We start from the raw sequence: 24071 nt of genomic DNA on the forward strand, positions 1-24071 counted from the left end.
TCGCCAGCACGGGGTGCGGTACTGGATGTAGCCTGAAAGGGAAGGCGGAAAAACGTCGGAGATGCGAGGATTGACCACGCTAGGGGTGTGCCTCTACCTTCGTCAATAACCGCATCTGTCACTGCGTCCCGGTCGCTCACCGGTTGCTCCAGAGTTGTACCTTCCCCCAGCCCTCCGTATGAACGGGGCATCCTCATGGACGTCTCTTTTCTGGGTGGACCACAGCCACAGCGTGGTGTGGGTGTCGTAGCCCCTTTTGATTTCGCGCTCGACCGCGAGCTCTGGCGCTGGGTGCCGGACGATGTGTCCCTGCATCTGACGCGCACACCGTATGTGCCCGTCGAGGTCAGCCTCGACCTGGCCAGGCTCGTGAGTGAGCACCAGACCCTGCGCGAGGCGGTCCAGGCGCTGACCGCCGTCTCGCCTGAGGTCGTCGCGTACGCCTGCGCGTCCGGCAGCTTCGCCGACGGGCGCATGGGCGAGCACGCCATGACCGCGGCGATGTCGTCCGCCGCCGCGGTGCCCGCGCTGACGACGTCCGGGGCCATGCTGGCGGCGCTGAACGAGATCGGCGCCCGCCGCGCCGCGATCGTCACGCCGTACACACCCTCGGTCACCGGAGCCCTGGAGGAGTTCCTCGAAGAGGGCGGCATCGAGGTCACGGGGCGCGCCAGCCTCGGCCTGACCCGGCAGATCTGGCGGGTGCCGTACCGGCAGGTCGTCGAGATGGCCCGGATCGCCACCGCGCAGGGCTCCCCGGACGCGCTCTTCATCAGCTGCACCAACCTCCCGACGTACGACGTCATCCCCCAGCTCGAAGCGGAGCTGCGGCTGCCGGTGCTGTCGGCGAACCAGGTCACGGTCTGGGCCGCGCTCCAGCGCATCGGCAAGGACGCCGTCGGCCCGTACCAGGCGCTGCTGGACCCCGCGGCCCGGCTCGGCTGGGCGTCGATGGCGCCGCCGGACGCCACGGTGCTCCCCGACGTCACGGTGCTGTCGGCGGACGGCCCGGTGCTGCCGCCGGAGGTCCCGGGGCTGCCCGCGGACGTGCCGTCGCCGCAGCCGCCCCCCGAGGCCGCGCTGGCGGGCTCCGCGCCGCCGCCGGACTCCGACGCGGTCGACGCCGTGGAGCCGCTGTGGCCCGACGATCCGGGGCAGCGGCCGGCGTAGCGGCCCGGTCCGGTACGGATCACCGGGAACCCGGCGTGGGGGAGGACCCACGCCGGCAGGCGCGCGTTCGGACAGGGACGTATCGAGACGGACGTATCGACACGGACGGAGGCAGTGTGCAGCAGACCGCCAAGGCGACGGCGACCGCCGGATTCCTCTACCCCGGGTACTCGGCCGAGGACGACTACCCGCGCATCCAGGACATGCTCGGCGGGACCACCGCCCTGCCGCTCGTCCACACCGACATCGGCGAGGACGCCCACCGCGTCGACGCCCTGCTGGAGATGGGCTCCGCCGCCCGGCTGGCCGCGGGCGTGGCCGAGCTGAAGGCGCGCGGCGCGCAGGCCGTGGTCTGGGCGTGCACCAGCGCCAGCTTCGTCTACGGGCCGGAGGGCGCCCGGGAGCAGGTGGCGGAGCTGTCCGCGACCGCCGGGCTGCCGGCCTCCAGCACGTCCTTCGCCTTCGCGCACGCCGTGGCGGAGCTGGGCGTGCGCCGGGTGGCGGTGGCGGCGACGTACCCGGAGGACGTGGCGGAGCTGTTCGCCGTGTTCCTGAAGGCGGCCGGCGCCGAGGTGACGTCGACCCGCGGGAGCGGCATCATCACCGCCGCCGAGGTGGGCACCTGGGGCCGGGACGAGGTGCTGGCTCTGGCGCGGGCGGGCGACCACCCGGACGCGGAGGCGGTGCTGCTGCCGGACACGGCGCTGCACACGGCGGCGTACGTGGCGGAGGTGGAGGCGGCGCTGGGCAAGCCGGTGCTGACGGCGAACCAGGTGACGGTCTGGGAGGGGCTGCGGCTGCTGGGCCGCCGGGCGGCGCAGCCGTCGCTGGGGCGGCTCTTCGCGGCGGCGGGCTGAGGGCGCAGGGCGCCGCTGCCCGGGCCCGCCGTGCGGGCCCTGCTGCCCCCGGGCCCTGCCCTACGGGCCCTACAGCAGCCGCGCCACCCGCTCCGCCGGCACGGCCCGGGAGTAGAACCAGCCCTGGGCCGTGTCGCACCCGATCCGGCGCAGCCGCTCGGCCTGCTCACCGCTCTCCACGCATTCCGCGGTGACGCTGATGCCCAGCCGGTGCGCCAGGTCGACCAGCGCCTCGACGATCGTCTCGTCCGCCGGGCTCGGGTGCTCGGCGGAGCTGAAGCCACGGACGAACGATCCGTCCAGTTTCAGCGCGGACACCGGCAGCCGGCTGAGGTAGGCGAGGTTGGAGTAGCCGGTGCCGAAGTCGTCGATCGCGATGCCGACGCCCATCTCGCTCAGCTCCTGCAACGCCTGGAGCGGCCGGCCCGCCGACCCCATCACCGCCGACTCCGTCAGCTCCAACTGGAGCAGCCCGGGCGGCAGGCCCGTCTCGTCGAGGATCTCCCCGACGTCGGCGACCAGGTCGGAGTCCCACACCTGGCGCACGGCCACGTTGACGCTGACGAACACCGGGTCCGCGGGGCGCAGCCGGCGCCAGGCGGCCGCGCGGCGGCAGGCGGTGGCCAGCACCCAGCGGCCGAGCGGCACGATCGCGCCGTTCTCCTCCGCCAGTCCGATGAACCGATTCGGCGTCAACGTGCCGAGCTTCGGGTGCTGCCAGCGCACCAGCGCCTCCACGCCGCGCACGCTGCCGTCGCCGAGGTCGATGAGCGGCTGGTAGTCGAGGGCGAACTCGTCGCGCTCGATGGCCGGGCGCAGCGTGGAGGAGAGCGCCTGCCGGGTCATGCGGTGGGCGTTGCGCTCGGGGTCGAAGAGGGTCCAGCGGGCCTTGCCGTCGGCCTTCGCCCAGTACAGCGTGGTGTCGGCGGCCTGCATCAGCGCCGTCGCCGTCTGCCCGCTGACCGCGCGCTCGACGACGCCGATGCTGGCGGAGACCGCGAGCCGCTGCCCGGCGAGGTCGAACGGCTCCGCCAGCGCGTCGAGCAGCCGCTGCGCCAGCTCGCCGAGCTGTTCCGTACCGGCGGACCGGGCCACCAGCACCGCGAACTCGTCGCCGCCGAGCCGGGCCACCGTGATGCCGTGCTTCTCGGCCTGGCCCGCCTCCGCCGTGCAGGCCACCAGCCGGCGGGCGACGGCGGCGAGCAGCCGGTCGCCCACCCGGTGACCGAGGGTGTCGTTGACGGCCTTGAAGCCGTCGAGGTCGAGGTACGCGAGCCCGACGCGGGCCGGCGCCCCGCGCGCGCCCGCGCGCGGCTGCGTCCCGCCGCCCTGCCCGGGCCCGTCCTGCCCCGGTCCCGGCCCGCCCGGTCCGGTGTCCCGGCCCGCGCCGCCGTGCTCGGCGGCCCCGGACTCCTCGGCCTGCCGGGCCTCCTGCAACGCGCCGGTGAGCCGCTCGAAGAACAGCTCCCGGTTCGGCAGCCGGGTCACCGGGTCGTGCATCTTCAGATGGCGCAGCTTCGCACGCAGCTCGCGCTGCTCGGTGACGTCCGTCAGCGACAGCAGCGCCCGGCCGCCGGAGAGCGGGGTGAGGGTCATCTCGACCGACAGCGAGCGCCCGCCCGCGTCCCTCATCCGCCGCGTACAGCGCAGCGAGGCGCGCCTGCCCTGGAGCACGTCCACGAACCCGGCCCAGCTCCACGGCTCGTCGCGCAGCCCGGTCAGCTCCGCGGCCGAGGCGCCGGCCAGCCCGCCCTCGCCGGCGCCGACCAGCTCCAGCATCCGGCTGTTCGCGGCCCGTACGAGGCCGTCGCCGCCCACGACGGCCATCGCCAGCTGGGCCCCGTCGAAGGCGGCGCGGAAGTCGTCCACGGGCGTGCCCGCGGCGAGGTGACGTTCCGTGACCGCCTGGAGTGACGTCCCGGGACCCCCGCCCGGACCTTCGAGAGATACGCTCACCGCTCGCTCCCGCCCGTGGGGACCGCCCGGCTCCGCCGCTGCAGAGCCACAGCGCTGGAAATGTGCCCGATCATAGGGCTACCGGCTGTGTCGATCCAGTGACGCCGCTGCGGCGTGGAAAGCGCTGAGCCGGACGGGGCCGGGAGTGATCGCACATGGCCGCCTCCTGCCGGGCGAATGACCAGATGTGACTTTGTGTTACCCGCACATGCTCCTGATCTCCCCTCTCGTCCGGCACCGGGATCACCCGAGTGGGGCACTGGAACAGGACGGGCGGGAACAAACACGAACAAAGTGGGCTGTGTTCCCTACTCTTCCGAGCCGATGAGGTCGATGTGGCCCACCCATCCATACCCCCTGTGGAACAGGACCAGTCGCGCGCGATGCACCGGGCCGCCGCCGTGGCCACTTCGCTGTCCGCCGTGATGGCCACCTCCCTCATCGCCGACCCGGTCACCGCCCAGCCCGGCCACCCCTGTGCGCTGGAGCGCACCGCCGCCCACCACTCCGAGGGCGTCGGCGACTGGGACCCGGCCTACCCCCGGCCGCAGCAGACCCTCGACGCGGTCATGGTCTTCCTCTCCTTCCCCGACGCCGCGCCGCTCACCTCGCCGGACGAGCTGACCGAGGACCACTTCCCGGCCACGTCGCAGTTCTTCGAGCGCGCCTCCTACGGGCAGTTCCGGCTGCGGGTGGACGCGCGCGACCGCTGGATACGCATGCCGTCGGACTCCCTGTCGTACGGCATAGCCCGGGACTGGGATCCGGCGGCGCGCGGCCGGTTCCTGAACGACGCGGTCTCCGCGGCGGACCGGAAGGTGGACTTCGGCGACTACGACGTCGTCTACCTGGTCGCCGATCCGGACGCCCCCGGCGTCGACTCCGACGCCACGAAAGTGGTCAACTTCGAAACCCCGATGCGTGCCGACGGCACCGACCTGCACCGCATCGTCACCGTCTTCGAGCAGCACCCGCCCGACCGCAACGTCCTCGCCCACGAGACCGGGCACGTCTTCGACCTCCCCGACCTCTACCACCGCCCGGCGGACGGCAAGGCCGACTGGGACACCCACGTCGGCGACTGGGACCTCATGGGCAGCCAGTTCGGGCTGGCGCCCGACCCCTTCGGCTGGCACAAGTGGAAGCTCGGCTGGCTGGGGAACGACCAGGTCGGATGCGCCGTCGGCGCCGGGTCGGACCGCTTCGCGCTGCGCGCGCTCTCCGCCCCCGCGAGCCCGCGGACGCCCCCGCACGGCACGACGGAGGCGGGCGCGGAGAACGGGGCGGGGGACGCCCCGGGGCGGAGGGAGACGGGAAAGGCGGGAGAGCCGAAGGAGACGGGAGCGGCGGCGGGGACGGGGAAGCACGGCAGGGGAGCGGCGGTCCTGCGGCGCGACACCCGGCTGGTGGTCGTGCCCACCGGCGCCACCACCGCCGTCGCCGTCGAGGCCCGCGGCCGGTACGAGAACGACCGGCACGCCTGCACCGAGGGCGTCCTCGTCTACCGCGTCCACTCCGGCACCGACTCCGGCGGCGGCCCCGTCAAGGTCGTCGACGGCCACCCCGGCTCGGCGGCCTGCCACGACACGTCCGTCTACCCGCCGCTCGCGGACGCGCCGCTGGGGGAGGGCGAGAGCCTGTACCTGAAGCGGGAGGGCGTGCGCGTGGAGGTCGCCGGGCGGACGGCGGACGGCGGCTGGAGCGTACGGGTCGAGCGGGACGCGAAGCGCGGCTGACGGCGGGCCCGTACGGCACGGGGCCGGGCCGGAAACGCGGACCGGGCGCTTTCGGAGATCCGAAAGCGCCCGGGTCGACGATCCTGCGTATGGTACGCCGTCAGGGACTCGAACCCCGGACCCGCTGATTAAGAGTCAGCTGCTCTAACCAACTGAGCTAACGGCGCCTGTCGACGTGGACGACCTTAGCACCCGGGCCCCGGAGATCGAAAATCGGTATTCGGGCGCCGCCAACGCCGCCCGTACGCACCCCCACACCAGCTCCCCCGCCCCCGGCAGCCACGGGTACCGCACCTCCGGCGCCACCAGCCAGCGCGCCGCCGCCGCGCCGGCCCCCGCCCGCCGCCCGTACACCGGCGGCAGCGTGACCGCGTCGCCGGGCCCGTGGCAGAGCGCCGGCGGCAGCCCGGGGCGCCACTCCTCCCAGGCCAGCAGGGCGGGCAGCCGCGCGGCGGTGCCGGGGGCGGCGAACAGCAGCGTCCGGTCCCGTACGGCGGCGGCGGGCCCGCTGCCGGGACCCCGCGACCACAGCTGCTCCAGCACCCGGCGCCCCGGCAGCGCGGGGAAGCTCACCACGTCGAACGCCCCGCCGCACGGCAGCACCGCGGGCGCGGCGGGCCGCTGCGACCACAGCGCGTGCGCGCTGCGCGGGAAGGGGCTGGCGGAGGCGAGCCAGTCGGCGCCGGCGGGGGTCACGTCGCTGGGGGAGGTGTCCGATGCGTGGCGGTTCATGGAAACCACGTCTACGCGCGCGGCGCCGCGCCCCCGTACGGATCCCGGGAACCCGGGACACCAGGCGGCGGGGCGAGTAGCCTACGCGGGCCCGCGCGCCCGCGCCCGGCGCGCAGGCGTCCCGCGCCCGGCGGGCAGGCGGTCATCCCTCCGGGGAGGCCGCGCCGCCGTTCGCGAGGAGGTCGCGGCCGAACTCGACCATCCGCTTCGCGTAGTCCTCCGTCCAGTCCGCGCGCTCGGCGATCGCCGCCGGCGTCAGCCGGTCGAAGCGCTTGGGGTCGGCCAGCTGCGCCGCCGCCATCGCCTGGAACTCGATGGCGCGGTCGGTCGCCGCCCGGAAGGCCAGCGTGAGGTCGGTGGCGCGGGCCAGCAGCTCGCGAGGGTCCTCAAGGGACTCCAGGCCGAAGAAGTGCTCGGTGTCGGGCTCCGCGAGCGGCGGCTCGAAGAGCAGCGCGGCGGGGCGGCGCGCGGTGCGCCGCTGCTCCGTCCGGCCTGGCCGGGCCGGGTCCGGCTCCGTCATAAAGATCCTCCACTCGCCTTGAGGGCCATCGCCCATTCTCCCCCGCCGCGCAAGCCCGCAGCCGCGCCGCCGGCACGACCGCCCGAACGGGCGCCCGCGCGCCGGCTTTCACGCCCGTACGCGATGGTCCGCGAGGTGCGCCAGCACCGCCTGGTGGGCCTCCCAGCCGTCCGGGAACTTCACCGCCGCGCCCAGCCGCACGGGCTCCGTCGACGGGTGCTCGTCGAGCAGCTCCGGCACGCCCGCCCGGCACACCACGACGCACGCGTGCCGGTGCCGCGAGGCGAGCACGCACAGCCGGCCGGTCTCCAGGTGGAACGCGGTGGCGTCCGGCCGGCCGGACAGCGGGTGGAGCACGACGGTGACGTCGAACTCCATGCCCTGCAACCGGTTGGCCGTGTCCACCGTCACCGCGCCCGCCTCGTCCGGCACCGCCCGCGCGAGCGCGTCCCGTACGGCCGCGGCCTGGTCCCGGTGCGCCGTGCCGACCGCGATCCGGTCCGCGGTCAGCGCCCCCTCGCCGCGCTCCGACACCGCCGTGCCGCGCCGCTCCAGCAGCCGCCGCACCACCTGCGCGACCGCCGCCACCGCCGCCGGGTCGGTCCGCGGCGTGTGCGCCGCGGGCAGCTCCAGCAGCCCCCAGCCGCTCGCCGCCGCCTCGTCCACCACCCGGTCGGCGCCGGAGCCGTCCGACCGCCCGGCGAAAGTCAGCCGCCGGTCCTGCGGCCCCGTACCGCTGCGGAACGGCGTGAACGGGTAGAACGCCCGCGACACCAGCGGCGCGGCCGAGGCCGGCAGCCGCCACGACACCGGCAGCCGGTGCTGCGGCAGGCCCGGGTGGTGCGCCAGCAGCGTCGTCACCGCGCTGGCCGCCGGGTCCCAGGCCAGCCCCGACCACTGCTCGGCGCCGACCGCGCTGAACGGGTCGAGCTGCCCGGGGTCGCCGACGAACAGCGCGCGCTCGAAGAGGCCGCCGACGGAGAGCAGCGCGTCGGAGCGCATCTGGTACGCCTCGTCGACGATGGCGTGCTCCCAGCGCTCGGCGTCGGCGCCGTCCCTGGCGCGGGCCGCGGCGACGTAGGCCCACTTGGCGGCGGTGGAGGCGACGACGTCGAGGCCGTCGAGGTCGGCGAGGCGCGGGGCGGTGCGGACGGACTCGTGCCGGTCGAGCACGGGGTCGTAGGGGCGCGGGTCGCTGCTGTGCAGCCGGCCGACGGGGAGGTCGGGCTGCTCCTGGGCGAGGCGGTCGACGAGGTCGTCGACCTGGGCGTTGGTCTGGGCGACGAGGACGAGCCGGCGGCCGGCGGCGGCCAGCTCGCGGGCGGCGCGGACGACGAGGGTGGACTTGCCGGCGCCGGGCGGGGAGTCGACGAGCACGCCGCGGGAGGGGCCGTCGAGGGTGTCGCGGAGGATGGCGTCGGTGGCGAGGCGGGCGGCGGAGGCGGGGTCGGGGCCGGGGTCGGGCTGCGCGCCCGCCGCCCCGGACGGCCCGGCCGCGGGCGCACCCGTCCCCGGGTCCGGTGGCGCCATCGGCTGCGTCGTCGGTTCCGTCGTCACAGGTAGTCCTCCGCGGTCACCCGGTCCGGCTCCTCCGCCACCCGCTCCGGCGGCGTGCCGTGCGTCCACGGCGTGTCCTCCGGATCCGGCAGCGCCGGCCCGCGGCGGGCCGTGTGCTCGAACAGCGTCCACACCACCCGGTCCCCCGGCTCCGGCACCGACCCCTCGGCGGGCGTGCGCGAGCGGCCCATGCCGTCCTGCAACTGCACGGTGACCCGCCCCTCGCCGTAGCCGGTGACGAGGGCCCGCTGCGTCCGCCCGCCGGGCAGCTCGCGGTGGACCCTCCCGCCGTCCTCCAGGTGCGGCGCGTCGTCCGTGACGACGGTGACCAGCGGCCGGGGCATCGGGCGGCGGCCCTCGGAGTACGCCATCTCCACCGACTCCGTACGGGACACGAACGCCTGCCCCGCGAGCCGCCGCTCCGCCATCGTCAGCGGGTCGTCCAGCGCCTCCTGGGCGTCCAGCTCGGCCAGCGCGCGCTCCCGCTGCGCCAGCTTGCGGGCGGCGGTCACCGCGTCGTCGCGGCGCGGCTGCGGGGGCTCGCCGGCGCGCACCCGGTCGCGGTGGGCGGTGAACGACCACCGGTCGCCGAGCCACCGGCCGTCGACGTGCGCGCCCTGCGGCAGCGCGCGCAGCAGGTCGTACGCCCGCCAGACCGCGTCCCACGTGGGCCGCAGCCGGCTCTCCACGAGCCGGGCGACGGCGTCCTCGGCGGCCCGGACCGCGGCGGCGGAGCCGTCGGCGCGGGCGCGGTCGTAGCGGGTGATGGCGGGGGCGAGGAGCCGGTTGTCGAACGCGGGGTCGGTGGCGGGGCCGGCCGGGGGCACGAGCAGCTGCCCGTCGGCGTCGCGGCCGGTCTCCGCGCGCTCCGCGGCGGCGGCGCCGTCGCTGATCCAGGCGAGCAGGGCGCCGAGGTGCTGGTCCTCGACGGCGCTCTGGCCGGTGGCCCAGTGCCGGGCGAGCAGCTCGGTCGCGGACAGCAGCAGCGCGGCGCCGGGCACCCGGGCCCGTTCGCCGTAGTGCGAGAGCCACCGGCCGAGCAGCGGCACGCGCGGGGGCGCGGGGTGCGGGGTGCCGGGGTCGTCCTCGGCGGTCCGGCGGAAGCGCATGGAGCGGCCGAGCAGGCGTACGTACTCGACGCCGGCGCGGCTGGGCACGAGCAGCTGCACGGCGTCGGCGCAGGGCTCCGGCGCGGGTTCGCCGCCGTCGGCCGCCGGGTCCGGGGCCTCGGGCGCGGCCCCGGCGGCGGGGGCGTCACCGGGGGCGGCGTCCTCCGCGTACGACTCGATGTACGGCAGCACCTCGGCGGCCAGCTCCGCCAGGAACGCGAACCGCAGGTCGCGGTCGCGCGGCTGCGGCACGACCAGCAGCCGCGGGCGGTCGCGGTCGCAGCCGACGAGCGCGCCGAGCGGGGCGGCGGCCTCGCCGGCGGCGGTCATGGGGACGAGGACGAGCGGCCGGTCGGACAGGTGCCGGTGCCGCACGGTGGCCAGCGCGGTGGCCCGCCCGCCCGCCACGGCCTCGGCCCGCGCCAGGGTGACCAGGAGGCTCACCTGGCACCCCCCGCCTCCGGCGCGGCCCGCGGGGCGCCGGTTCCGGGGGCGCGGGGTTTGGTGGCGTCGGAGCCGTGTGCGTCGCGTTCCGGAGCGCCGGGAGCTGGGGTGCCGGGTGCTGCCGCCGGGCCCACGCCTCCGGAGGCGGCGGCCGCGGACAGCGCCTCCGCGCGCAACGCCGCAGCCCGCCGCAACGCCACCACGGCAGGCTCCTCCGGAGCGGGCCCCGGCTTCGCCGGGCCGGTCTCCGGGGTCGGCTGGCGCGGTGGTTCCGCGGCGTCCCTCCGCGGCTCCGCCGGGCCGCCCGCCGCCGCCACGACCTCCGACACCGTGCGCAGCTCGCCCAGCTCGCTCCGTACGCCCCGGCCCAGGACCGTCACGTCCCCCCGCTCCCGCGCCCGCGCGCGGCAGTGGAACGCCAGCTCGCACGCCGCCAGGCACTCCGGCGCGTACGCCGCCTCCACCGACTCCACCGCCGCCGCCAGCCGCCCCGGCGGCTGGCGCACGTCCAGGCTCAGCTCCGCCGGCAGCCCGGCGGCGATCGCTTCGAGGCGGGTCAGCCGGGCGAGCTGGCGGCGGGTCGCGGCGAGCTGCTTGCGCACGTCCACGGGCTCGGCGACCGGCTGGTTGGAGAAGTCCTTCGGGCACACCAGCAGCACCCGCTCGTGCACCGCGCAGTGCGGCTGCAACGCCAGCACGTACACCGCCGCCTGCCGGGCCGCGGCGCCGACCTTCGCCGGGTCGGCGGAGCCGTCGAGGATCGGGAAGGACTTGATCTCGGCCACCGTGCAGCGTCCGTCCGGCCCGATCACCGCCGCGTCCGGCTCCAGGAACACCGGCGCGCCCGCGACCTCCAGGCTGACCATCGGGTGCCGCAGCAGCGTCCAGCCGCCGGACTCGACCGCGGCCGCGATCGCCAGCCGGGTGCGTTCCGTGCGCCCGCGGGGGCCGGGGGCGGCGAGGTCGGGGACGTGGACGTCGGCGGGGTCGGGCGGGGGGTCGCCGGTGCGCTCGGCGAGCAGGCCCAGCAGTTCGGCGCCGTCGTCGGCGGTGATACGGGCCTCGAAGGCGTTGCCGCGGGCGAACGCGAACTGCGACTGCCCGAACGGCGCCGGTCTGCCCAGCGCCTCGGCCAGCGCGCCCTTGTCGATCCCGGCGCCGTCCAGCAGCGTCCGGCGGCGGCATCCGGGGTTGGCCGCCAGCGCGGCCAGCGCCCGCGCGTCCAGCGCGCGCGGCGGCACGTCCGCGCCGCGCAGCGCGTCGAGCCGGCGGCGCAGCGCGGGCCCCGGCGCCCCGTCGCGGCCGGCACCGGCACCGTCACCGGTGTGGGTCAAGTCGCCCTTGGCGGTCGTACGTTCCACGCGCCGCAGTCTGGCACGCCCCACCGACAGGGGAGCCGCGCCGGGGCGCGGTCGCGGTACGGCGTGCCGAGGGCGGTGCTCCATCACAGGCGGCCGGGCACGCCCCGCACCCGGGCCGGTGCCCCACGGTGCGGGCACCGGCGCGTGGTGCCCGGGGCCCGGGCCGGCACCGTCGCCGGACCACTGCCGGTGCGGGGCACGTGCGGCGTCGACCGCCACGGCGCGCCTGCCCGGCGGGCCGGCCGCAGGCCCTCAGTACGCCAGGCTCCCGCACATCATCATCTGCGCCACGACCCCCCGCTGCTCCGCCGGCGCCGGTCTGCCGCCCGGCGGCGCCGACGAGTCGCCGGGGGCCGACGGGGCACCGGGGCCGTGGGGTCTCGGGATCACCGGTCTGTCCGGGGTGTCGTCGGCGAGGCCGCCGGCCGCGCCGGTGCGGACCTTCTCCGGGGCGCGGTCGTCCGCCGGGACCTCCGCGCCGTCCGCGTCGTCGGGCCGCGGGCCGCCGGCGGCGACCACGCCGGCGCCGGCCGGCGTGCCGCTCCCGCCGGCGCGGGAGCCCAGCCGGTACAGCCGGCGGCGGATGCCGTCCGCGAGCCGCAGCGACGGGCGGAGCAGCAGCCAGCCGAGGCCCATGACGGCGGCGCCGGCGACGGCGTCGAGGAAGTAGTGGTTGGCGGTGCCCATCACCACGATGGTGGTGATCAGCGGGTACGCGACGCCGAGCAGCCGCACCGGCGTGTGCGGCGCGTGCCGCCACAGCACCACCGCGCACCACAGCGCCCAGCCCACGTGCAGGCTCGGCATGGCCGCGTACTGGTTGGTCAGGCCGCCGAGCCCGCGCGGCGCGCTCGCCTCGCCGCCCCACCAGCCGTACGAGGAGTACTGCGCCATCGTGTCGACGAACCCGTACGCCGGGTCGAGCAGCCGGGGCGGGCAGGTCGGCATGAGGATGAAGCCGACGAGGGCGATGACGGTGGAGAGCAGCAGCCAGGTGCGGTAGCGGCGGTAGTCGACGCGGTGGCGGAGCCAGAGCCACACCAGGACCACGGGCGTGACGACGTAGTGGAGCGACGCGTAGATGAAGTCGGCGGGGACGCCGAGCACGGCGTGCGCCGTGAACAGTCTGTTGAGCGGGTCCTCGAAGTTGATGTGCAGGGTCTTCTCGATGTCGAGGAGCGCGAGGCCGTTGTCGACCGCCATGGTCACGTCGCCGCGGGCGAGGAGCCGGCCCATCGAGTACGCCACATACACCACGACGACGAGCAACAGCTCGGTCCACCAACGCTGCCTCAGTCGCATGCTCCAGGCACTCCGTCTCCGCTTCCCCGCTGCGAGCCGCCCCACGTGGCCCACGGTCAACCGTACGGTGTACGTCAGCCCACCGCACGGTGTATATCCCGTCCACCGAACGGTGGAGGGAGCCAGAAAGACGCTGAATGATCCGGAAAGGTTGCCCCGGACGCCGGATCAGGCGGAAATCAGCCCGACGGCTGTGCGGAACGTCTCCACCTCCGGGCTGCCCGGCCAGCGCCGCAGCCGGTCCGCGGCGCCGCCGAGGAGGGCCCGTACCCGCGCCGACCGGACCTCGTCGAGGAGCACCAGCGCCCGGCCACCGGCCGCGGCCGCCTCGTCGGGGCGGCCGGCGGCGGCGAGGTCGGCGGCCAGCTCGGCGGTGAACAGGGCGGTGTTGCGGACGAAGTGCGGGTCCTGGAGGAGCACGGCGCCGCGGGCGCACTCGGCGGCGCGGGGGTACTCGCCGAGCGCCGCCCAGCACTGCGCCTCCAGGCCCGTGAGCTCGGCTTCTCCGTAGAAGGACATCCACTCCGGCCCGTCGTCCGCCGCGCCCCGGGCGAACAGGTCGCGGGCGGCGGTCAGCGCCTCGTGGACGGCGGCGCGGTCGCCGAGCAGCGCCCAGCCGCCGGCCTCGCGGGCGGCCAGCAGGGAGCGCAGCCGGTCGGAGCCGAGCGCGGCGGCGGCGCGGCGGCCGGCCTGGGCGGCGCGTACGGCTTCGTGCGGGCGGCCGGTGTCGCGGGCGAGGAAGGCGGCGTTGGAGAAGGCGTGCGCCTCCAGGGCCGGGTCGTCGGCGAGGCGGGCGGTGGCCAGGGCCTCGGCGTAGTGCGAGCGGGCGTCGGCGTAGCGGCCGGAGTCGTGGGCCAGCCAGCCGACGGAGAGTGCCAGCTCACCGGCGGCGCTGTGCAGCCGGTCGGCGCCGGCGCCGGGGCGCAGGGCGGCCTCGGGGAGCAGGGCGCGGGCGGTGCGCAGCGTGCGGCCGGCGTCGGCGTAGAGGCCGTCGGCGCCGTGCCGGTCGTCGTGCAGCCGGATGCGGCGTACGGCCTCGGCGACGGCGTCCTCGGGGAACTCGGGCGTACGGGAGAGGGGCGGGCGCACGGATGTGAAGGGGGGCGCACTGTCGGAGCTGCGCGCCCCGCGGGCCCGCCGGCCGCGCACCGCCTCCCGCGGCTCGAAGCCGAGGTCCGCCAGCGAGCGGCCCGGGAACAGGTGCAGGAACACCCGCTCGTACGCGTAGTTGGGGCACCGGATCTCGCCGGACTCGACGCGGCCCACGTAACGCGCGTCACAGGAGACCTGCTCGCCGATCTCCCGCGCGGCCCGCCGCACCGCGGCGGCGAACTCGCCCGGTGAACGGCTGCCGCGCAGCTCGCGGAAGGCGGTGTTGGGGCGCGGTGGGTCGGGTGGGGCGGACACGTCGGCTGTTCCTCCCTCGTGTCGCTCGTGTCGCTCGTGCTGCTCGGGTCGCTCGGTACCGAGGAGCCGCGCGGCGGCTCGACCGTACCGACGGTGGGCGCGCCGCCACGGAGAGTCTGCCGACATGCGGGACCCGCCGCCCCCGATCCGCTATAAACCGCCATCCTTTGCGGCGGCCGCACGCCGTGCCGTTGACGCGGCCGGGCCGTTGGATGTGGCAGAGGAACGGGGGCACGACGACCGGGGACTGTGATGAGGAGGGGTTCCTGTGCCGCACACCGGCGGGGAGGCCACTGTCGGTACGAGGGCCGCCGCGGACCCGTGTGACCTGGTCACCGTCCCGGCCAGGCACGGCCTCGAAGCCGTCGACATCCTCCGGCTGCGCACGGCCGTCGGGCCCGTGCTGCACGACGGCGGGATGGACACCCTCGGCTTTCTCGTGCCGCCGGGCACGGCGGAGCGCTGGGACCTGCCGGGCAGCGCGTGCGCCCCGGCGCTGCGCCGCACGCCGTCCGCGCTGTCCGCGCCGCCGGTGGCGGGCACGCACTGGCTGGTGGCGCCGGAGGACGCGGCGCCCGTGACGGACCCGGTGCTGCTGGCGGCGGCGCTGTGCGAGGCGGCCCGTACGATCGAGGCCGCCGACCGCCTCTGAGCGTCCCGCGCCCCGCGGCCCGCGCGGCGGCACCGCCGGGCGCGGGGGATACTGGGCGCGTGGCCAGGCAGAGGTCGCGCGGCGGGCGCAGCCCCGTCGTGGCGGAGGTGGACGGCGGTACCGCCGAACTGCGCCCCGACCCCGACCGCCCGCGCGCCTGGGTGCTGCTCCTCGACGGCGCCCCGCAGTCCCACGTCGACCTCGACGACCCGGCCCACCTGGAGTTCGAGTACCAGCGCCGCCTCGGCCACGCCGTCGACCTCGCCGCCCCCGCCGGCCGCCCCCTGCACGTCCTGCACCTCGGCGGCGGCGCGCTCACCCTCCCGCGCTACGTCGCCGCCACCCGCCCTCGCTCCGTCCAGCAGGCCGCCGAGGTCGACGTGCGGCTCACCGCGCTGATACGCGCCGAGCTGCCCCTGCCCGAGCGGGCGCGGATCCGGGTGCGGCAGGGCGACGCCCGCGCGGTGCTCGGCAAGGTGCCCGACGGCTGGGCGGACCTGATCGTCGCGGACGTCTTCCGCGGCGCCGTCACGCCCGCGCACCTGACGACCGCCGAGTTCCTGGCCGGCGTACGCCGGGTGCTGCGCCCCGGCGGCGTCTACGCCGCGAACCTCGCCGACGGGCCGCCGCTCGCGTACCTGCGCGCGCAGACCGCCACCGCGGCCGCGGCCTTCCCCGAGGTGTGCGTCACCGCCGCGCCGGCCGTCTGGCGCGGCCGGCGCTTCGGCAACGCCGTGCTCCTCGCCTCCGACGCCCCGCTGCCGGTCGCCGAGCTGACCCGGCGGGCGGCCACCGACCCGCAGCCCGGCCGCGTCGAACACGGCCGCGCGCTGCGGGACTTCGCCGCCGGCGCCCGCCCGGTCACGGACGCCACGGCGACCGAGTCCCCGCCGCCCCCGCCCGAGGTGTTCTCTTAAGGAGACGGACGACCGCCCGTCCGTACGCGTCCTACACCGCCTGCTCGTTCGTCTCCACCCGCGGCTCGCTGTCGTGCCAGGTGCAGATCACCGACGTCCGCCGGCCGCCCGCGACGAAGTCGACCCGGATCCAGCTCGTCTGCTCCCACGTCTGCATCTGCCACCCGGCCTCCGGCGTCGCCGAGACCAGCTGCGCCGCGCCCGCGGCCATCTCGAACGTCACCCGCCCGCCGGCCACCGGATACGTCCGCACGTCCCCCGTCGCGCTCTCCGCCGGCCGGTCCTGCTGCGCCGCGTCGCCCCCGCCGCCGTCCGAGGCGTCGGCGCTGTCGGCGCTGTCCGTGCTGTCGGCGCTGTCGGTGCCGTCCGGGCTGTCGGCGCTGTCCGGGCGCGCCGGGTCCGCCGAACTCTCCGTGGCCGACGGGGCGTCCGGCTCCCGCGACGCGGACGGCGACGGCGGCCTCGGCCGCTCCGTGGCCGTACCGACCCGCGACCGCGACTCCGGCGCGGACTCCGGCGCCGGTGCCGCCCGCCCCGCGAGCGGCACCGTGTGCGGCCGGTCGGAGGTGCTGTCCAGCACCAGCCGGACCCCGAACCACGACACCGTCACGGCCGCCAGTGTCGCCAGGGTCCACGCGAGCGCGTGCACAAACCTTCGACGCATCGGTCATATCCTGCCGCACCCGCCCCGGCCGTGCCGCACACCCGCCGAAGCCGCTCGCCCGCGCGCCCCCTTCCCGCGTCCGCGCTCCCGCCCCGCCCGCACCGGGCCGCGGACGGGGGGCGGCGCGCGCCGCGCCGATGGCGTACGTTGCCGGACATGGCAAGCGTGCTGGTGGTGGAGGACGACCCGTTCGTGCGCTCCGCGCTGATCAGGCATCTGTCGGACGCCGGCCACGCCGTGCGCAGCGTGGGCACCGCGCTGGAGGCGCTCCGCGAGGTCGCGCACCACGGCTTCGACGTCGTGATCCTCGACCTCGGGCTGCCCGACCTCGACGGCGCCGAGGCGCTGAAGATGCTCCGCGGCATCACCGACGTCCCGGTGATCGTCGCCACCGCGCGCGACGACGAGTCCGAGACCGTACGCCTCCTCAACGACGGCGCCGACGACTACCTCGTCAAGCCGTTCTCCGTCGAGCACCTCCAGGCCCGCCTCGGCGCCGTGCTGCGCCGCGCCCGCGGCCGGGCCGCCGTCGCCGCCCCGCCGCCGGAGCTGCGCGTCGGCGGGCTCGCCATCGACCTGCGGCGCCGCCGCGCCCGGCTGGACGGCCGGGAACTGGACCTGACCCGGCGCGAGTTCGACATGCTCGCGTTCCTCGCCGAGCGGCCCGGCGTCGTCGTACCGCGCCGGGAGCTGCTGTCCGAGGTGTGGCGGCAGTCGTACGGCGACGACCAGACCATCGACGTCCACCTGTCCTGGCTGCGCCGCAAGCTGGGCGAGACCGCCGCCGACCCCCGCTACCTGCACACCCTGCGCGGCGTCGGCGTGAAGCTGGAGCCGCCGGGCGGGACACCGCGGTCATGAGGCGGTACCGCCGCCGTGCGGCGGCCACGGGGCAGTCATGAGGTGGGCGCTGGTCCGGGTCTGTCTGGCGGTCACGGTGATGGTCGTGGTGGCGTTCGCCGTGCCGCTCGGCCTCGTCGTCAAGGAGATGGCCCGGGACCGGGCGCTGACCAACGCCGAGCGGATCGCCGCCGGCATCGGCCCGGCGCTGGCGATCACCACCGACGCCGAGCAGCTGGAGCGCGCGGTCGGCAGCACCCGGGCCGGCGCGGCCGGGCGGATCGCGGTGCACGTGCCGCGCGGCGCCGGGGACGGCATGCCGGCGGTACGCCTCGGGCACCCGCGCGCCGGCGCGGCCGACGTGGAGCGCGCCTCCGGCGGGGGCACGTCCGCACTGGTGGCCGTCGACGGCGGGCACGCGCTGCTCCAGCCCATCGCCGTCGAGGGCGGCCGGGTCGCCGTCGTGGAGGTGTTCGTGCCGGCGGGGCAGCTGACCGAGGGCGTGGCGCAGGCGTGGCTGGTGCTGGCCGGCGTCGGGCTGGCGCTGGTCGCGGGCTCGGTCGCGGTCGCCGACCGGCTCGGGACCCGTATGGTACGGCCCGCGCGCCGGCTCGCGGGCGCCGCGCACGACCTGGGGGAGGGGCGGCTGGGCGTACGGGTCGAGGAGTCGGGGCCGTCCGAACTGCGCTCGGCGGCGGCGGCGTTCAACTCGATGGCCGACCAGGTCGCGCTGCTGCTCGCCAACGAGCGCGAGCTGGCCGCCGACCTCTCCCACCGGCTGCGCACCCCGCTGACCGTGCTGCGGCTCAACGCCGCCTCCCTCGGCGACAGCGGCGCCGCCGACCAGACCCGGCAGGCCGTGGCCCAGCTGGAGCGCGAGATCGACCAGATCATCGCCACCGTGCGCGAGCACCGCGGGGCGCCCGCCGGGGCCGGGGAGCAGGCGGCGGCGGCCGTCGGCTGCGACGTATCCGCGGTCATCAGGGAGCGGATGGCCTTCTGGTCGGCGCTGGCCGAGGACGAGCGGCGCTCCGCGCGGCTGGCCGGGGCGGACCGGCCGGCGCAGGTGCCGGTGGCGCGCGCCGAACTGGTCGCCGCGATCGACGCGCTCATCGGCAACGTCTTCCGGCACACCCCGGAGGGCACGGCCTTCTCCGTCGACGTGCACCACGCCGGGGACGCCGTCATCGTGCTCGCCTCCGACGCCGGCCCCGGCATCCCCGACCCGGAGGCGGCGCTGGCCCGCGGGCAGGGGCAGGGCGGGCCGGGGTCGACGGGGCTGGGGCTGGACATCGTGCGGCGGGTCGCGGAGTCCACGGGCGGGGACGTACGGATCGGCCGGTCGGTGCTGGGCGGCGCGGAGATACGGCTCTGGCTGGCGCTGCGCACCGGGCCGGCGGAGGACGGCGAACGGCGCCGGCACCGGGTCGGGCGGCGGCGCGGCCGGGGGAGGAGCGGCGCGGGGACCCCGGGCACTCCGGAGACCCCGGGGCCGGGCGCGGGTACGGGGACCGCCGCGGGCGCGAGCGCGGGTGCGCGGCGCGCTTAGCGCGGGCGGACGGTCCCCGTCCCTGAAAGGCGCCGGCGCGCCGCGCCTGCCGCGGGCCACCGCCCGTCACGCGGCGGCCCGGGCCGGTGCGACGGCCTTCGCCCTCCCCTGAGACGCCCACCGGTCGCCGATCCGGCGGGCGCCGGTCTCTCGGGCACCCGTCCCCGGGTGCCGGTGGCCGCTGTCCGGCGCCGAGCTGTCCGGCGCCGAGCCGGGCGCCGGACAGCGGGGCGGCGCGCCGTGCGTCAGATGTCGAGCGCCGGCAGCGCGCCCGCGCGGATCAGGTCCGCGTACCAGCCCGCGCTGGACTTCGGGGTGCGCTGCTGCGTCGTGTAGTCCACGTGCACCGCGCCGAACCGCTTGGCGTACCCGTACGCCCACTCGAAGTTGTCCAGCAGCGACCACAGGAAGTAGCCCCGCACGTCCGCGCCCTCCCGCATCGCGCGGTGCACCGCGCCGATGTGCCCGTGCAGGTACGCGATGCGGTCCGGGTCGTGCACCGAGCCGTCCGGCTCCGGCTTGTCGTCGTACGCGGCGCCGTTCTCGGTGATGTACAGCGGCAGGTCCGGCGCGTCCGCCGAGAACCGCAGCAGCAGGTCCGTCAGCCCGGTCGGGTCGACGGTCCAGCCCATCGCGGTGCGCTCGCCCGGCGGCTGGTGGAAGGCGACGCGGTCCGCCGCCGGCCAGGGGGACGCGCCGCCGCCGTGGCCGTCGGCGCGCTCGGGCACGGCGTCGCCGCTGACCGCGGAGACGACGGTGGGCGTGTAGTAGTTGAGGCCGATCGAGTCCAGCGGCCGGCTGATGAGCGACAGGTCCCCGTCCCGTACGAACGACCAGTCCGTCAGCCGCGCGGTGTCGTCGAGCAGGTCCGGCGGGTACGCGCCGTCGAGCATGGGGCCGGTGAAGATGCGGGTGGCCAGCGCGTCGATCCGGCGGGCCGCGTCCCGGTCCGGCTCGGTGTCCGTGCGCGGGCGCACGACCGCGGGGTTGAGGCTGACGGAGACCTGGGCGCGGGCCGGCAGCGCGGTCCGCAGCGCGTCCACCGCCAGGCCGTGCGCGAGGTTGAGGTGGTGCGCGGCGCGCAGCGCGGCGGCGGGGTCGGTGCGGCCGGGGGCGTGCACCCCGGCCGCGTACCCGAGGAACGCGCTGCACCACGGCTCGTTCAGCGTGGTCCACATCTCGACGCGGTCGCCGAGGGCGTCGCCGACGAGGCGGGCGTAGTCGGCGAACCGGTGCGCGGTGTCGCGCTCCGGCCAGCCGCCCGCGGTCTCCAGCTCCTGCGGCAGGTCCCAGTGGTAGAGCGTGAGGACGGGCTTGATGCCGGCCTCCAGCAGCTCGTCCGCGAGCCCGCGGTAGAAGTCGAGCCCGCGCTGCACGGCCGGGCCGCGGCCGGTGGGCTGCACGCGCGGCCACGACACCGAGAAGCGGTACGCCTTCACGCCGAGCCCGGCCATGAGGCGGACGTCCTCGGTGCGCCGGTGGTAGTGGTCGACGGCGACGTCCCCGGTGTCGCCGCCCGCGGTCTTCCCCGGGGTGTGCGAGAAGGTGTCCCAGATGGAGGGCGTGCGGCCGTGCTCCTGCGCGGCGCCCTCGATCTGGTACGCCGCGGTGGCGGTGCCCCACAGGAAGTCCTCGGGGAAGGTGGCGGTGGTGTCGGACATCTGGGAGCGCTCCCAATCTCGGCGGTGGCGAACGTCGTGGACAACGGGGGTCGGTCGGATCTCAACGGCCCCCGGGCGGCGCGCGGTTCGTACCGCCGCGGGATGAACGGGCTGAACGAGCCATGGGCCGCTCAGCCCTTGACCGCGCCGTGCATGATGCCGCCGACGATCTGCCGCCCGAACAGCAGCAGGAGCAGCAGCAGCGGCAGCGTGCCCAGCAGCGCCCCGGCCATGATCACCGACTGGTCGGGGATGTAGCCGCGGCCCAGGCTGGTGAGCGCCACCTGCACGGTCGGATTCTCCTGGGTGAGCGCGATGATCGGCCAGAAGAACTCGTTCCAGGCCATCACGAACGTCAGCATCCCCAGCACGGCCATCGCGGGCCGGGCCGCGGGGAAGACCACGTGCCAGATGACCCGCACGCTGCTCGCGCCGTCCACCCGGGCGGCCTCGATCAGCTCCGTGGGCAGCGCCTGGATCAGGTACTGCCGCATGAAGAACACGCCGAACGCGCTGACGATGAACGGCAGGATCACCGACTGGAGCTGGTCGATCCACTCCAGCTTCGCGATCGCCATGTACAGCGGAACGACGCTCAGCTGCGGCGGCACCATCATCGTGCCGATCACCAGCAGCATCAGCATGTTCTTGAAGCGGAACCGCAGCTTGGCGAAGGCGAAGCCGGCCAGCGTGCCGAAGAGCACGGTGCCCGCGGCGATCGACCCGGCCACGATCGTGGTGTTGAACAGCGCCAGGCCCATGTTCGCGTCGGACCAGGCGGTCTCCAGGTTCGAGAAGAGGTTGCCGCCGAACCACATCGGCGGCGGGGTCTCCGCCAGCCGCTCGTTGGTACGGGAGGCGGCGACCGCGGTCCAGATCAGCGGGAAGAGCGAGACCACGGTGAAGAGCAGCAGGACGGCGTACGTCAGCTTGCCCGCCCGCTGCTGGCCGCCGGCCTCCCCGGCCTTCGGACCGCGCCGCCGGCGCTTGCCGGGCTCCTTCCGGTCCATTTTCCAGGCGGCTTTCGTCAACAGTGCCATGAGCTTCCCTTCAGCTCTTCCGCAGGCGGCGGGAGATCAGGCCGAAGACGATGCCGATCACCACCAGGATCAGGAACATCACCCAGGCGATGGCGGCGGCGCGGCCGAGATGCAGGTTGCGCCAGCCCTGCTCGTACAGGTAGAGCCCGAGGGTCTGGAACTGGTGGTCCGCGCCGCCGGACGCGCCCGCGCCCTCCTCGAACAGCAGCGGCTCGCCGAAGAGCTGGACCGAGCCGATCGTCGAGACCACGACGGTGAACAGGATCGTGGGCCGCAGCGAGGGGATGGTGACGTAGCGGAACTGCTTCCAGCGGGAGGCGCCGTCGAGCGACGCGGACTCGTAGAGGTCCTGCGGCACCGCCTGCATGGCGGCCAGGTAGATCAGCGTGTTGTAGCCGGTCCAGCGCCAGATCACGATCGTGGAGATGGCGATCTTCGAGGTCCAGCTGCCGCTCTTCCAGTCGATCTCGTCCACGCCGAACAGGCCGAAGAACCAGTTGATCATGCCGTAGTCGCGGCCGTAGAGCATCGCGAACACCAGCGTCGCCGCCGCCACGCTGGTGGCGTACGGCGCGAGCATCGCCACCCGGAAGACGGAGGCGGCGCGCATCTTGTAGTTGAGCAGGTGCGCGAGGCCCATCGCCATGAGCAGCTGCGGGACCGTGGAGAGCACCGCGAGGGTGAAGGTGACCCACAGCGAGTTCCAGAAGAACTCGTCCTCGAACAGCCGGGTGTAGTTGTGCAGGCCCGCCCACTCCATGTCGGTGGGCGCGGTCAGCTCCACCCGGTGCAGCGAGGCCCAGGCGGTGTAGAGCAGCGGGAAGAGCCCGAAGGCGCCGAAGAACAGGAAGAACGGCGAGATGAAGGCGTACGGGCTGAACTTGGCGTCCCACCGGTAGCGGCGGCTGCGCCACCTCTGCCGCCGGTCGTCGGGAGCGGCCCGTTTCGGGGCCGCGCCCCCCTCGGCGGAGGGGGGCGCGTCCACGGGCGTACCGGTCTGCGTCATAGCAGGTTGTCTCACTGATCCAGAGCGTTGTCCGCGGCGTCGACGGCTTCGTCCCAGGCGCCGTCGGGGTCCTCCTTGCCCTGCTCGATCAGCTGCAGGCCGTTGCCGATGTTCTGGTCGATGATCTGGTCCTTCGGACCGATCGTCTGCACCGGGATCTCCTGGGCGGAGGCGGAGAACAGCTCCCCGATCGGGGCGTCGCCGAAGTACGGGTTGGTCGCGGTCTTGACCGCGTCCATCTCGTACGCGGGCGGGGCGCTCGGGAAGTTGCCGCGCTCGGCGAAGAGCTTGGCCTGCTGCTCGGGCGCCGTCAGCCAGGCGACCAGCTTGGCGGCCTCGTCCTTGTTGTCACCGGACTCGGGCACGCCGAGGAAGGAGCCGCCCCAGTTGCCGGGCTTCGGCGACGGGGCCACGTCCCACTTGCCCTCGGCCTTGCTGCCGCCCTTCTCCTGGATGTAGCCGAGCATCCACGCCGGGCAGGAGATGGTGGCGAAGTCGCCGTTGCTCATCGCCTGGTCCCACTGCTTGGTGAACTGCTCCAGGTTGCCGGTGAGCTTCTCCTCGGCGGCGGTGGCGGCGATGTCCCAGGCGGCCTTGACGTCCGGGCTCTCCTTGTAGATGACGTCGCCGTCCTCGTTGTAATACTTGCCCTCGCTGGAGGCGATGGCGCCGTCGTATACGGCGTCGGCGGAGTCCACCCAGGCCACGCCCTCGGGGCCGTTCTCCTTGAAGTCCCGGCCGGCGTCGAGGAACTTCTCCCAGTCGCCCGCCCAGAGCTTCGCGACCTCCTCGCGGTCGGTCGGCAGGCCGGCCGTCTCGAAGTGGTCCTTGCGGTAGCAGATGGCCATGGGGCCGACGTCGGTGCCGAGCCCGATGGTCTTGCCGTCGTCGGTGGTCGCCTGCGCCCACTTCCAGTCCAGGAAGTTTTCCTCGGAGGCGCCCTCGACCTTGCCGAGGTCCATGAACCGGTCCGCCTGGGTGTCGACCACCTCGGCGATGTTGGCCACCTCGACGGCCTGGACGTCGGCCAGACCGCTGTTGCTGGTCAGGTGGTTGAGGAGGGCGGGGTAGTAGTTCTCGTTCCGCTCGATGACATCCTGCTCGATCTTGATGTCCGGGTTGAGCTTCTCGTACTCCTCGTAGAGCCCGGCCTCCTTGAAGCCGAAGGTGCCGAAGAGCCCCATCGTGATGGTGGTCTTGCCGCCGCCCCCGTCGCCGGAGTCGGTGTCCGAACCGTCGTCGTCATCGCTCGCGCACGCGCTGAGCAACCCCGTGCCCAGTGCGGCGGCGGCCAGCAGGCCCACGGCCCGTCGGGTGGTGCGGTAACTGCGCACTGCATCCTCCTTGCGCCCTGACGCGTGCCGCACCTGCCGGGTGTGACGAGGGGGTTTCGGATCGGCGGCTCGGGCGGGCTTGTCGTGCGGGTTCTCAATGGGTCGAGTAGAGTGGGAGCGCTCCCAGAAGTGATTGGTTGAAGGGTGGCCCGTCGGCAAGGGGGTGTCAAGGGACCAGACATCCCGACCGCGCGCCGTTACGCGGCTGTTAGCTTCGGCGCAGCCCGCGCACCGGAGGCGGGGGCGAGAATCGGACA

Annotated in this window: 20 protein-coding genes and 1 tRNA gene; 7 read left to right on the plus strand and 14 right to left on the minus strand. The window is 75.5% G+C overall.

What is annotated here, in order from left to right:
• Positions 1–195 precede the first annotated feature (195 nt).
• Positions 196–1170, plus strand: coding sequence for a maleate cis-trans isomerase family protein (locus ACHZ99_RS21180; protein ID WP_420306244.1), 975 nt, complete (start codon positions 196–198; stop codon positions 1168–1170).
• 116 nt (positions 1171–1286) lie between these two features.
• Positions 1287–2027, plus strand: coding sequence for a maleate cis-trans isomerase family protein (locus tag ACHZ99_RS21185; protein ID WP_420306245.1), 741 nt, complete (start codon positions 1287–1289; stop codon positions 2025–2027).
• Positions 2028–2096: 69 nt separating this feature from the next.
• Here the strand turns inward: ACHZ99_RS21185 and ACHZ99_RS21190 are convergent, their stop codons facing one another.
• Entirely contained in the window at positions 2097–3896 is a 1800-nt protein-coding gene (locus tag ACHZ99_RS21190) for a putative bifunctional diguanylate cyclase/phosphodiesterase (protein WP_420306392.1), read from the minus strand.
• A 446-nt stretch (positions 3897–4342) separates the two neighbouring features.
• Between ACHZ99_RS21190 and ACHZ99_RS21195 the strand changes: the two genes are divergently transcribed.
• Positions 4343–5719 (plus strand): M6 family metalloprotease domain-containing protein, encoded by a 1377-nt coding sequence (locus ACHZ99_RS21195; protein WP_420306246.1) that lies wholly within the window; start codon positions 4343–4345, stop codon positions 5717–5719.
• A 90-nt stretch (positions 5720–5809) separates the two neighbouring features.
• Here ACHZ99_RS21195 and ACHZ99_RS21200 read toward each other — a convergent pair.
• The 8 genes from ACHZ99_RS21200 to ACHZ99_RS21235 form a co-directional block, all read right to left on the minus strand.
• Positions 5810–5886: transfer RNA gene (locus ACHZ99_RS21200), tRNA-Lys, on the minus strand.
• Complete coding sequence (locus tag ACHZ99_RS21205) at positions 5864–6451, minus strand: bifunctional DNA primase/polymerase (RefSeq protein ID WP_420306247.1); 588 nt, start codon at positions 6449–6451, stop codon at positions 5864–5866. Before ACHZ99_RS21205 ends, ACHZ99_RS21200 begins: the two co-directional genes overlap by 23 nt.
• A 142-nt stretch (positions 6452–6593) precedes the next feature.
• Positions 6594–6971: a hypothetical protein gene (locus tag ACHZ99_RS21210; protein ID WP_420306248.1), complete on the minus strand. Its 378-nt coding sequence runs from the start codon at positions 6969–6971 to the stop codon at positions 6594–6596.
• A gap of 108 nt (positions 6972–7079) precedes the next feature.
• On the minus strand, positions 7080–8528 hold the full coding sequence (locus ACHZ99_RS21215) for an AAA domain-containing protein (protein ID WP_420306249.1): 1449 nt from the start codon (positions 8526–8528) through the stop codon (positions 7080–7082).
• Complete coding sequence (locus ACHZ99_RS21220; RefSeq protein ID WP_420306250.1) at positions 8525–10081, minus strand: hypothetical protein; 1557 nt, start codon at positions 10079–10081, stop codon at positions 8525–8527. Before ACHZ99_RS21220 ends, ACHZ99_RS21215 begins: the two co-directional genes overlap by 4 nt.
• Positions 10078–11415 (minus strand): hypothetical protein, encoded by a 1338-nt coding sequence (locus tag ACHZ99_RS21225; RefSeq protein ID WP_420306393.1) that lies wholly within the window; start codon positions 11413–11415, stop codon positions 10078–10080. The genes ACHZ99_RS21220 and ACHZ99_RS21225 overlap by 4 nt, the downstream gene beginning before the upstream one ends.
• A gap of 279 nt (positions 11416–11694) precedes the next feature.
• Positions 11695–12744 carry a phosphatase PAP2 family protein gene (locus ACHZ99_RS21230; protein ID WP_420306251.1) on the minus strand — a complete coding sequence of 350 codons (1050 nt, stop codon included), beginning with the start codon at positions 12742–12744 and terminating at the stop codon, positions 11695–11697.
• 168 nt (positions 12745–12912) lie between these two features.
• Positions 12913–14151 carry a tetratricopeptide repeat protein gene (locus tag ACHZ99_RS21235; protein ID WP_420306252.1) on the minus strand — a complete coding sequence of 413 codons (1239 nt, stop codon included), beginning with the start codon at positions 14149–14151 and terminating at the stop codon, positions 12913–12915.
• A gap of 268 nt (positions 14152–14419) precedes the next feature.
• Here ACHZ99_RS21235 and ACHZ99_RS21240 point away from each other — a divergent pair, with 268 nt between their 5' ends.
• Together ACHZ99_RS21240 and ACHZ99_RS21245 are read left to right on the plus strand one after the other, a co-directional pair.
• Positions 14420–14803: a hypothetical protein gene (locus ACHZ99_RS21240; RefSeq protein ID WP_420306253.1), complete on the plus strand. Its 384-nt coding sequence runs from the start codon at positions 14420–14422 to the stop codon at positions 14801–14803.
• 59 nt (positions 14804–14862) lie between these two features.
• Positions 14863–15720 carry a spermidine synthase gene (locus ACHZ99_RS21245; RefSeq protein ID WP_420306254.1) on the plus strand — a complete coding sequence of 286 codons (858 nt, stop codon included), beginning with the start codon at positions 14863–14865 and terminating at the stop codon, positions 15718–15720.
• Positions 15721–15751: 31 nt separating this feature from the next.
• Here the strand turns inward: ACHZ99_RS21245 and ACHZ99_RS21250 are convergent, their stop codons facing one another.
• The gene (locus ACHZ99_RS21250; protein WP_420306255.1) at positions 15752–16384 is read right to left on the minus strand and encodes a hypothetical protein; all 633 of its coding nucleotides are present in this window, start codon (positions 16382–16384) and stop codon (positions 15752–15754) included.
• Between the two features lie 156 nt (positions 16385–16540).
• On the opposite strand from ACHZ99_RS21250, the gene ACHZ99_RS21255 reads away from it, so the two are divergent.
• Positions 16541–17245 (plus strand): response regulator transcription factor, encoded by a 705-nt coding sequence (locus ACHZ99_RS21255; protein ID WP_420306256.1) that lies wholly within the window; start codon positions 16541–16543, stop codon positions 17243–17245.
• A gap of 37 nt (positions 17246–17282) precedes the next feature.
• Positions 17283–18773: a sensor histidine kinase gene (locus ACHZ99_RS21260; protein ID WP_420306257.1), complete on the plus strand. Its 1491-nt coding sequence runs from the start codon at positions 17283–17285 to the stop codon at positions 18771–18773.
• A gap of 245 nt (positions 18774–19018) precedes the next feature.
• Here ACHZ99_RS21260 and ACHZ99_RS21265 read toward each other — a convergent pair whose 3' ends face one another.
• The 4 genes from ACHZ99_RS21265 to ACHZ99_RS21280 form a co-directional block, all read right to left on the minus strand.
• Positions 19019–20434, minus strand: coding sequence for a GH1 family beta-glucosidase (locus ACHZ99_RS21265; protein ID WP_420306258.1), 1416 nt, complete (start codon positions 20432–20434; stop codon positions 19019–19021).
• A 131-nt stretch (positions 20435–20565) separates the two neighbouring features.
• Positions 20566–21474, minus strand: coding sequence for a carbohydrate ABC transporter permease (locus ACHZ99_RS21270; protein ID WP_420306259.1), 909 nt, complete (start codon positions 21472–21474; stop codon positions 20566–20568).
• Between the two features lie 10 nt (positions 21475–21484).
• Positions 21485–22480, minus strand: coding sequence for a carbohydrate ABC transporter permease (locus ACHZ99_RS21275; RefSeq protein WP_420306260.1), 996 nt, complete (start codon positions 22478–22480; stop codon positions 21485–21487).
• 11 nt (positions 22481–22491) lie between these two features.
• A complete protein-coding gene (locus ACHZ99_RS21280; protein WP_420306394.1) occupies positions 22492–23664 on the minus strand; it encodes an extracellular solute-binding protein in 1173 nt (390 codons plus the stop codon).
• Positions 23665–24071: the final 407 nt, after the last annotated feature.

It is taken from the genome of Streptomyces sp. MAR4 CNX-425, assembly GCF_048656465.1.
Lineage (GTDB): Bacteria > Actinomycetota > Actinomycetes > Streptomycetales > Streptomycetaceae > Streptomyces.

Coding starts and splice junctions, on each gene's coding strand:
- ACHZ99_RS21180 (WP_420306244.1), top strand. CDS start 196: ATGGACGTCTCTTTTCTGGGTGGACCACAGCCACAGCGTGGTGTGGGT.
- ACHZ99_RS21205 (WP_420306247.1), bottom strand. CDS start 6,451: ATGAACCGCCACGCATCGGACACCTCCCCCAGCGACGTGACCCCCGCC.
- ACHZ99_RS21210 (WP_420306248.1), bottom strand. CDS start 6,971: ATGACGGAGCCGGACCCGGCCCGGCCAGGCCGGACGGAGCAGCGGCGC.
- ACHZ99_RS21230 (WP_420306251.1), bottom strand. CDS start 12,744: ATGCGACTGAGGCAGCGTTGGTGGACCGAGCTGTTGCTCGTCGTCGTG.
- ACHZ99_RS21250 (WP_420306255.1), bottom strand. CDS start 16,384: ATGCGTCGAAGGTTTGTGCACGCGCTCGCGTGGACCCTGGCGACACTG.
- ACHZ99_RS21255 (WP_420306256.1), top strand. CDS start 16,541: ATGGCAAGCGTGCTGGTGGTGGAGGACGACCCGTTCGTGCGCTCCGCG.
- ACHZ99_RS21260 (WP_420306257.1), top strand. CDS start 17,283: ATGAGGTGGGCGCTGGTCCGGGTCTGTCTGGCGGTCACGGTGATGGTC.
- ACHZ99_RS21265 (WP_420306258.1), bottom strand. CDS start 20,434: ATGTCCGACACCACCGCCACCTTCCCCGAGGACTTCCTGTGGGGCACC.
- ACHZ99_RS21270 (WP_420306259.1), bottom strand. CDS start 21,474: ATGGCACTGTTGACGAAAGCCGCCTGGAAAATGGACCGGAAGGAGCCC.
- ACHZ99_RS21275 (WP_420306260.1), bottom strand. CDS start 22,480: ATGACGCAGACCGGTACGCCCGTGGACGCGCCCCCCTCCGCCGAGGGG.
- ACHZ99_RS21280 (WP_420306394.1), bottom strand. CDS start 23,664: ATGGGGCTCTTCGGCACCTTCGGCTTCAAGGAGGCCGGGCTCTACGAG.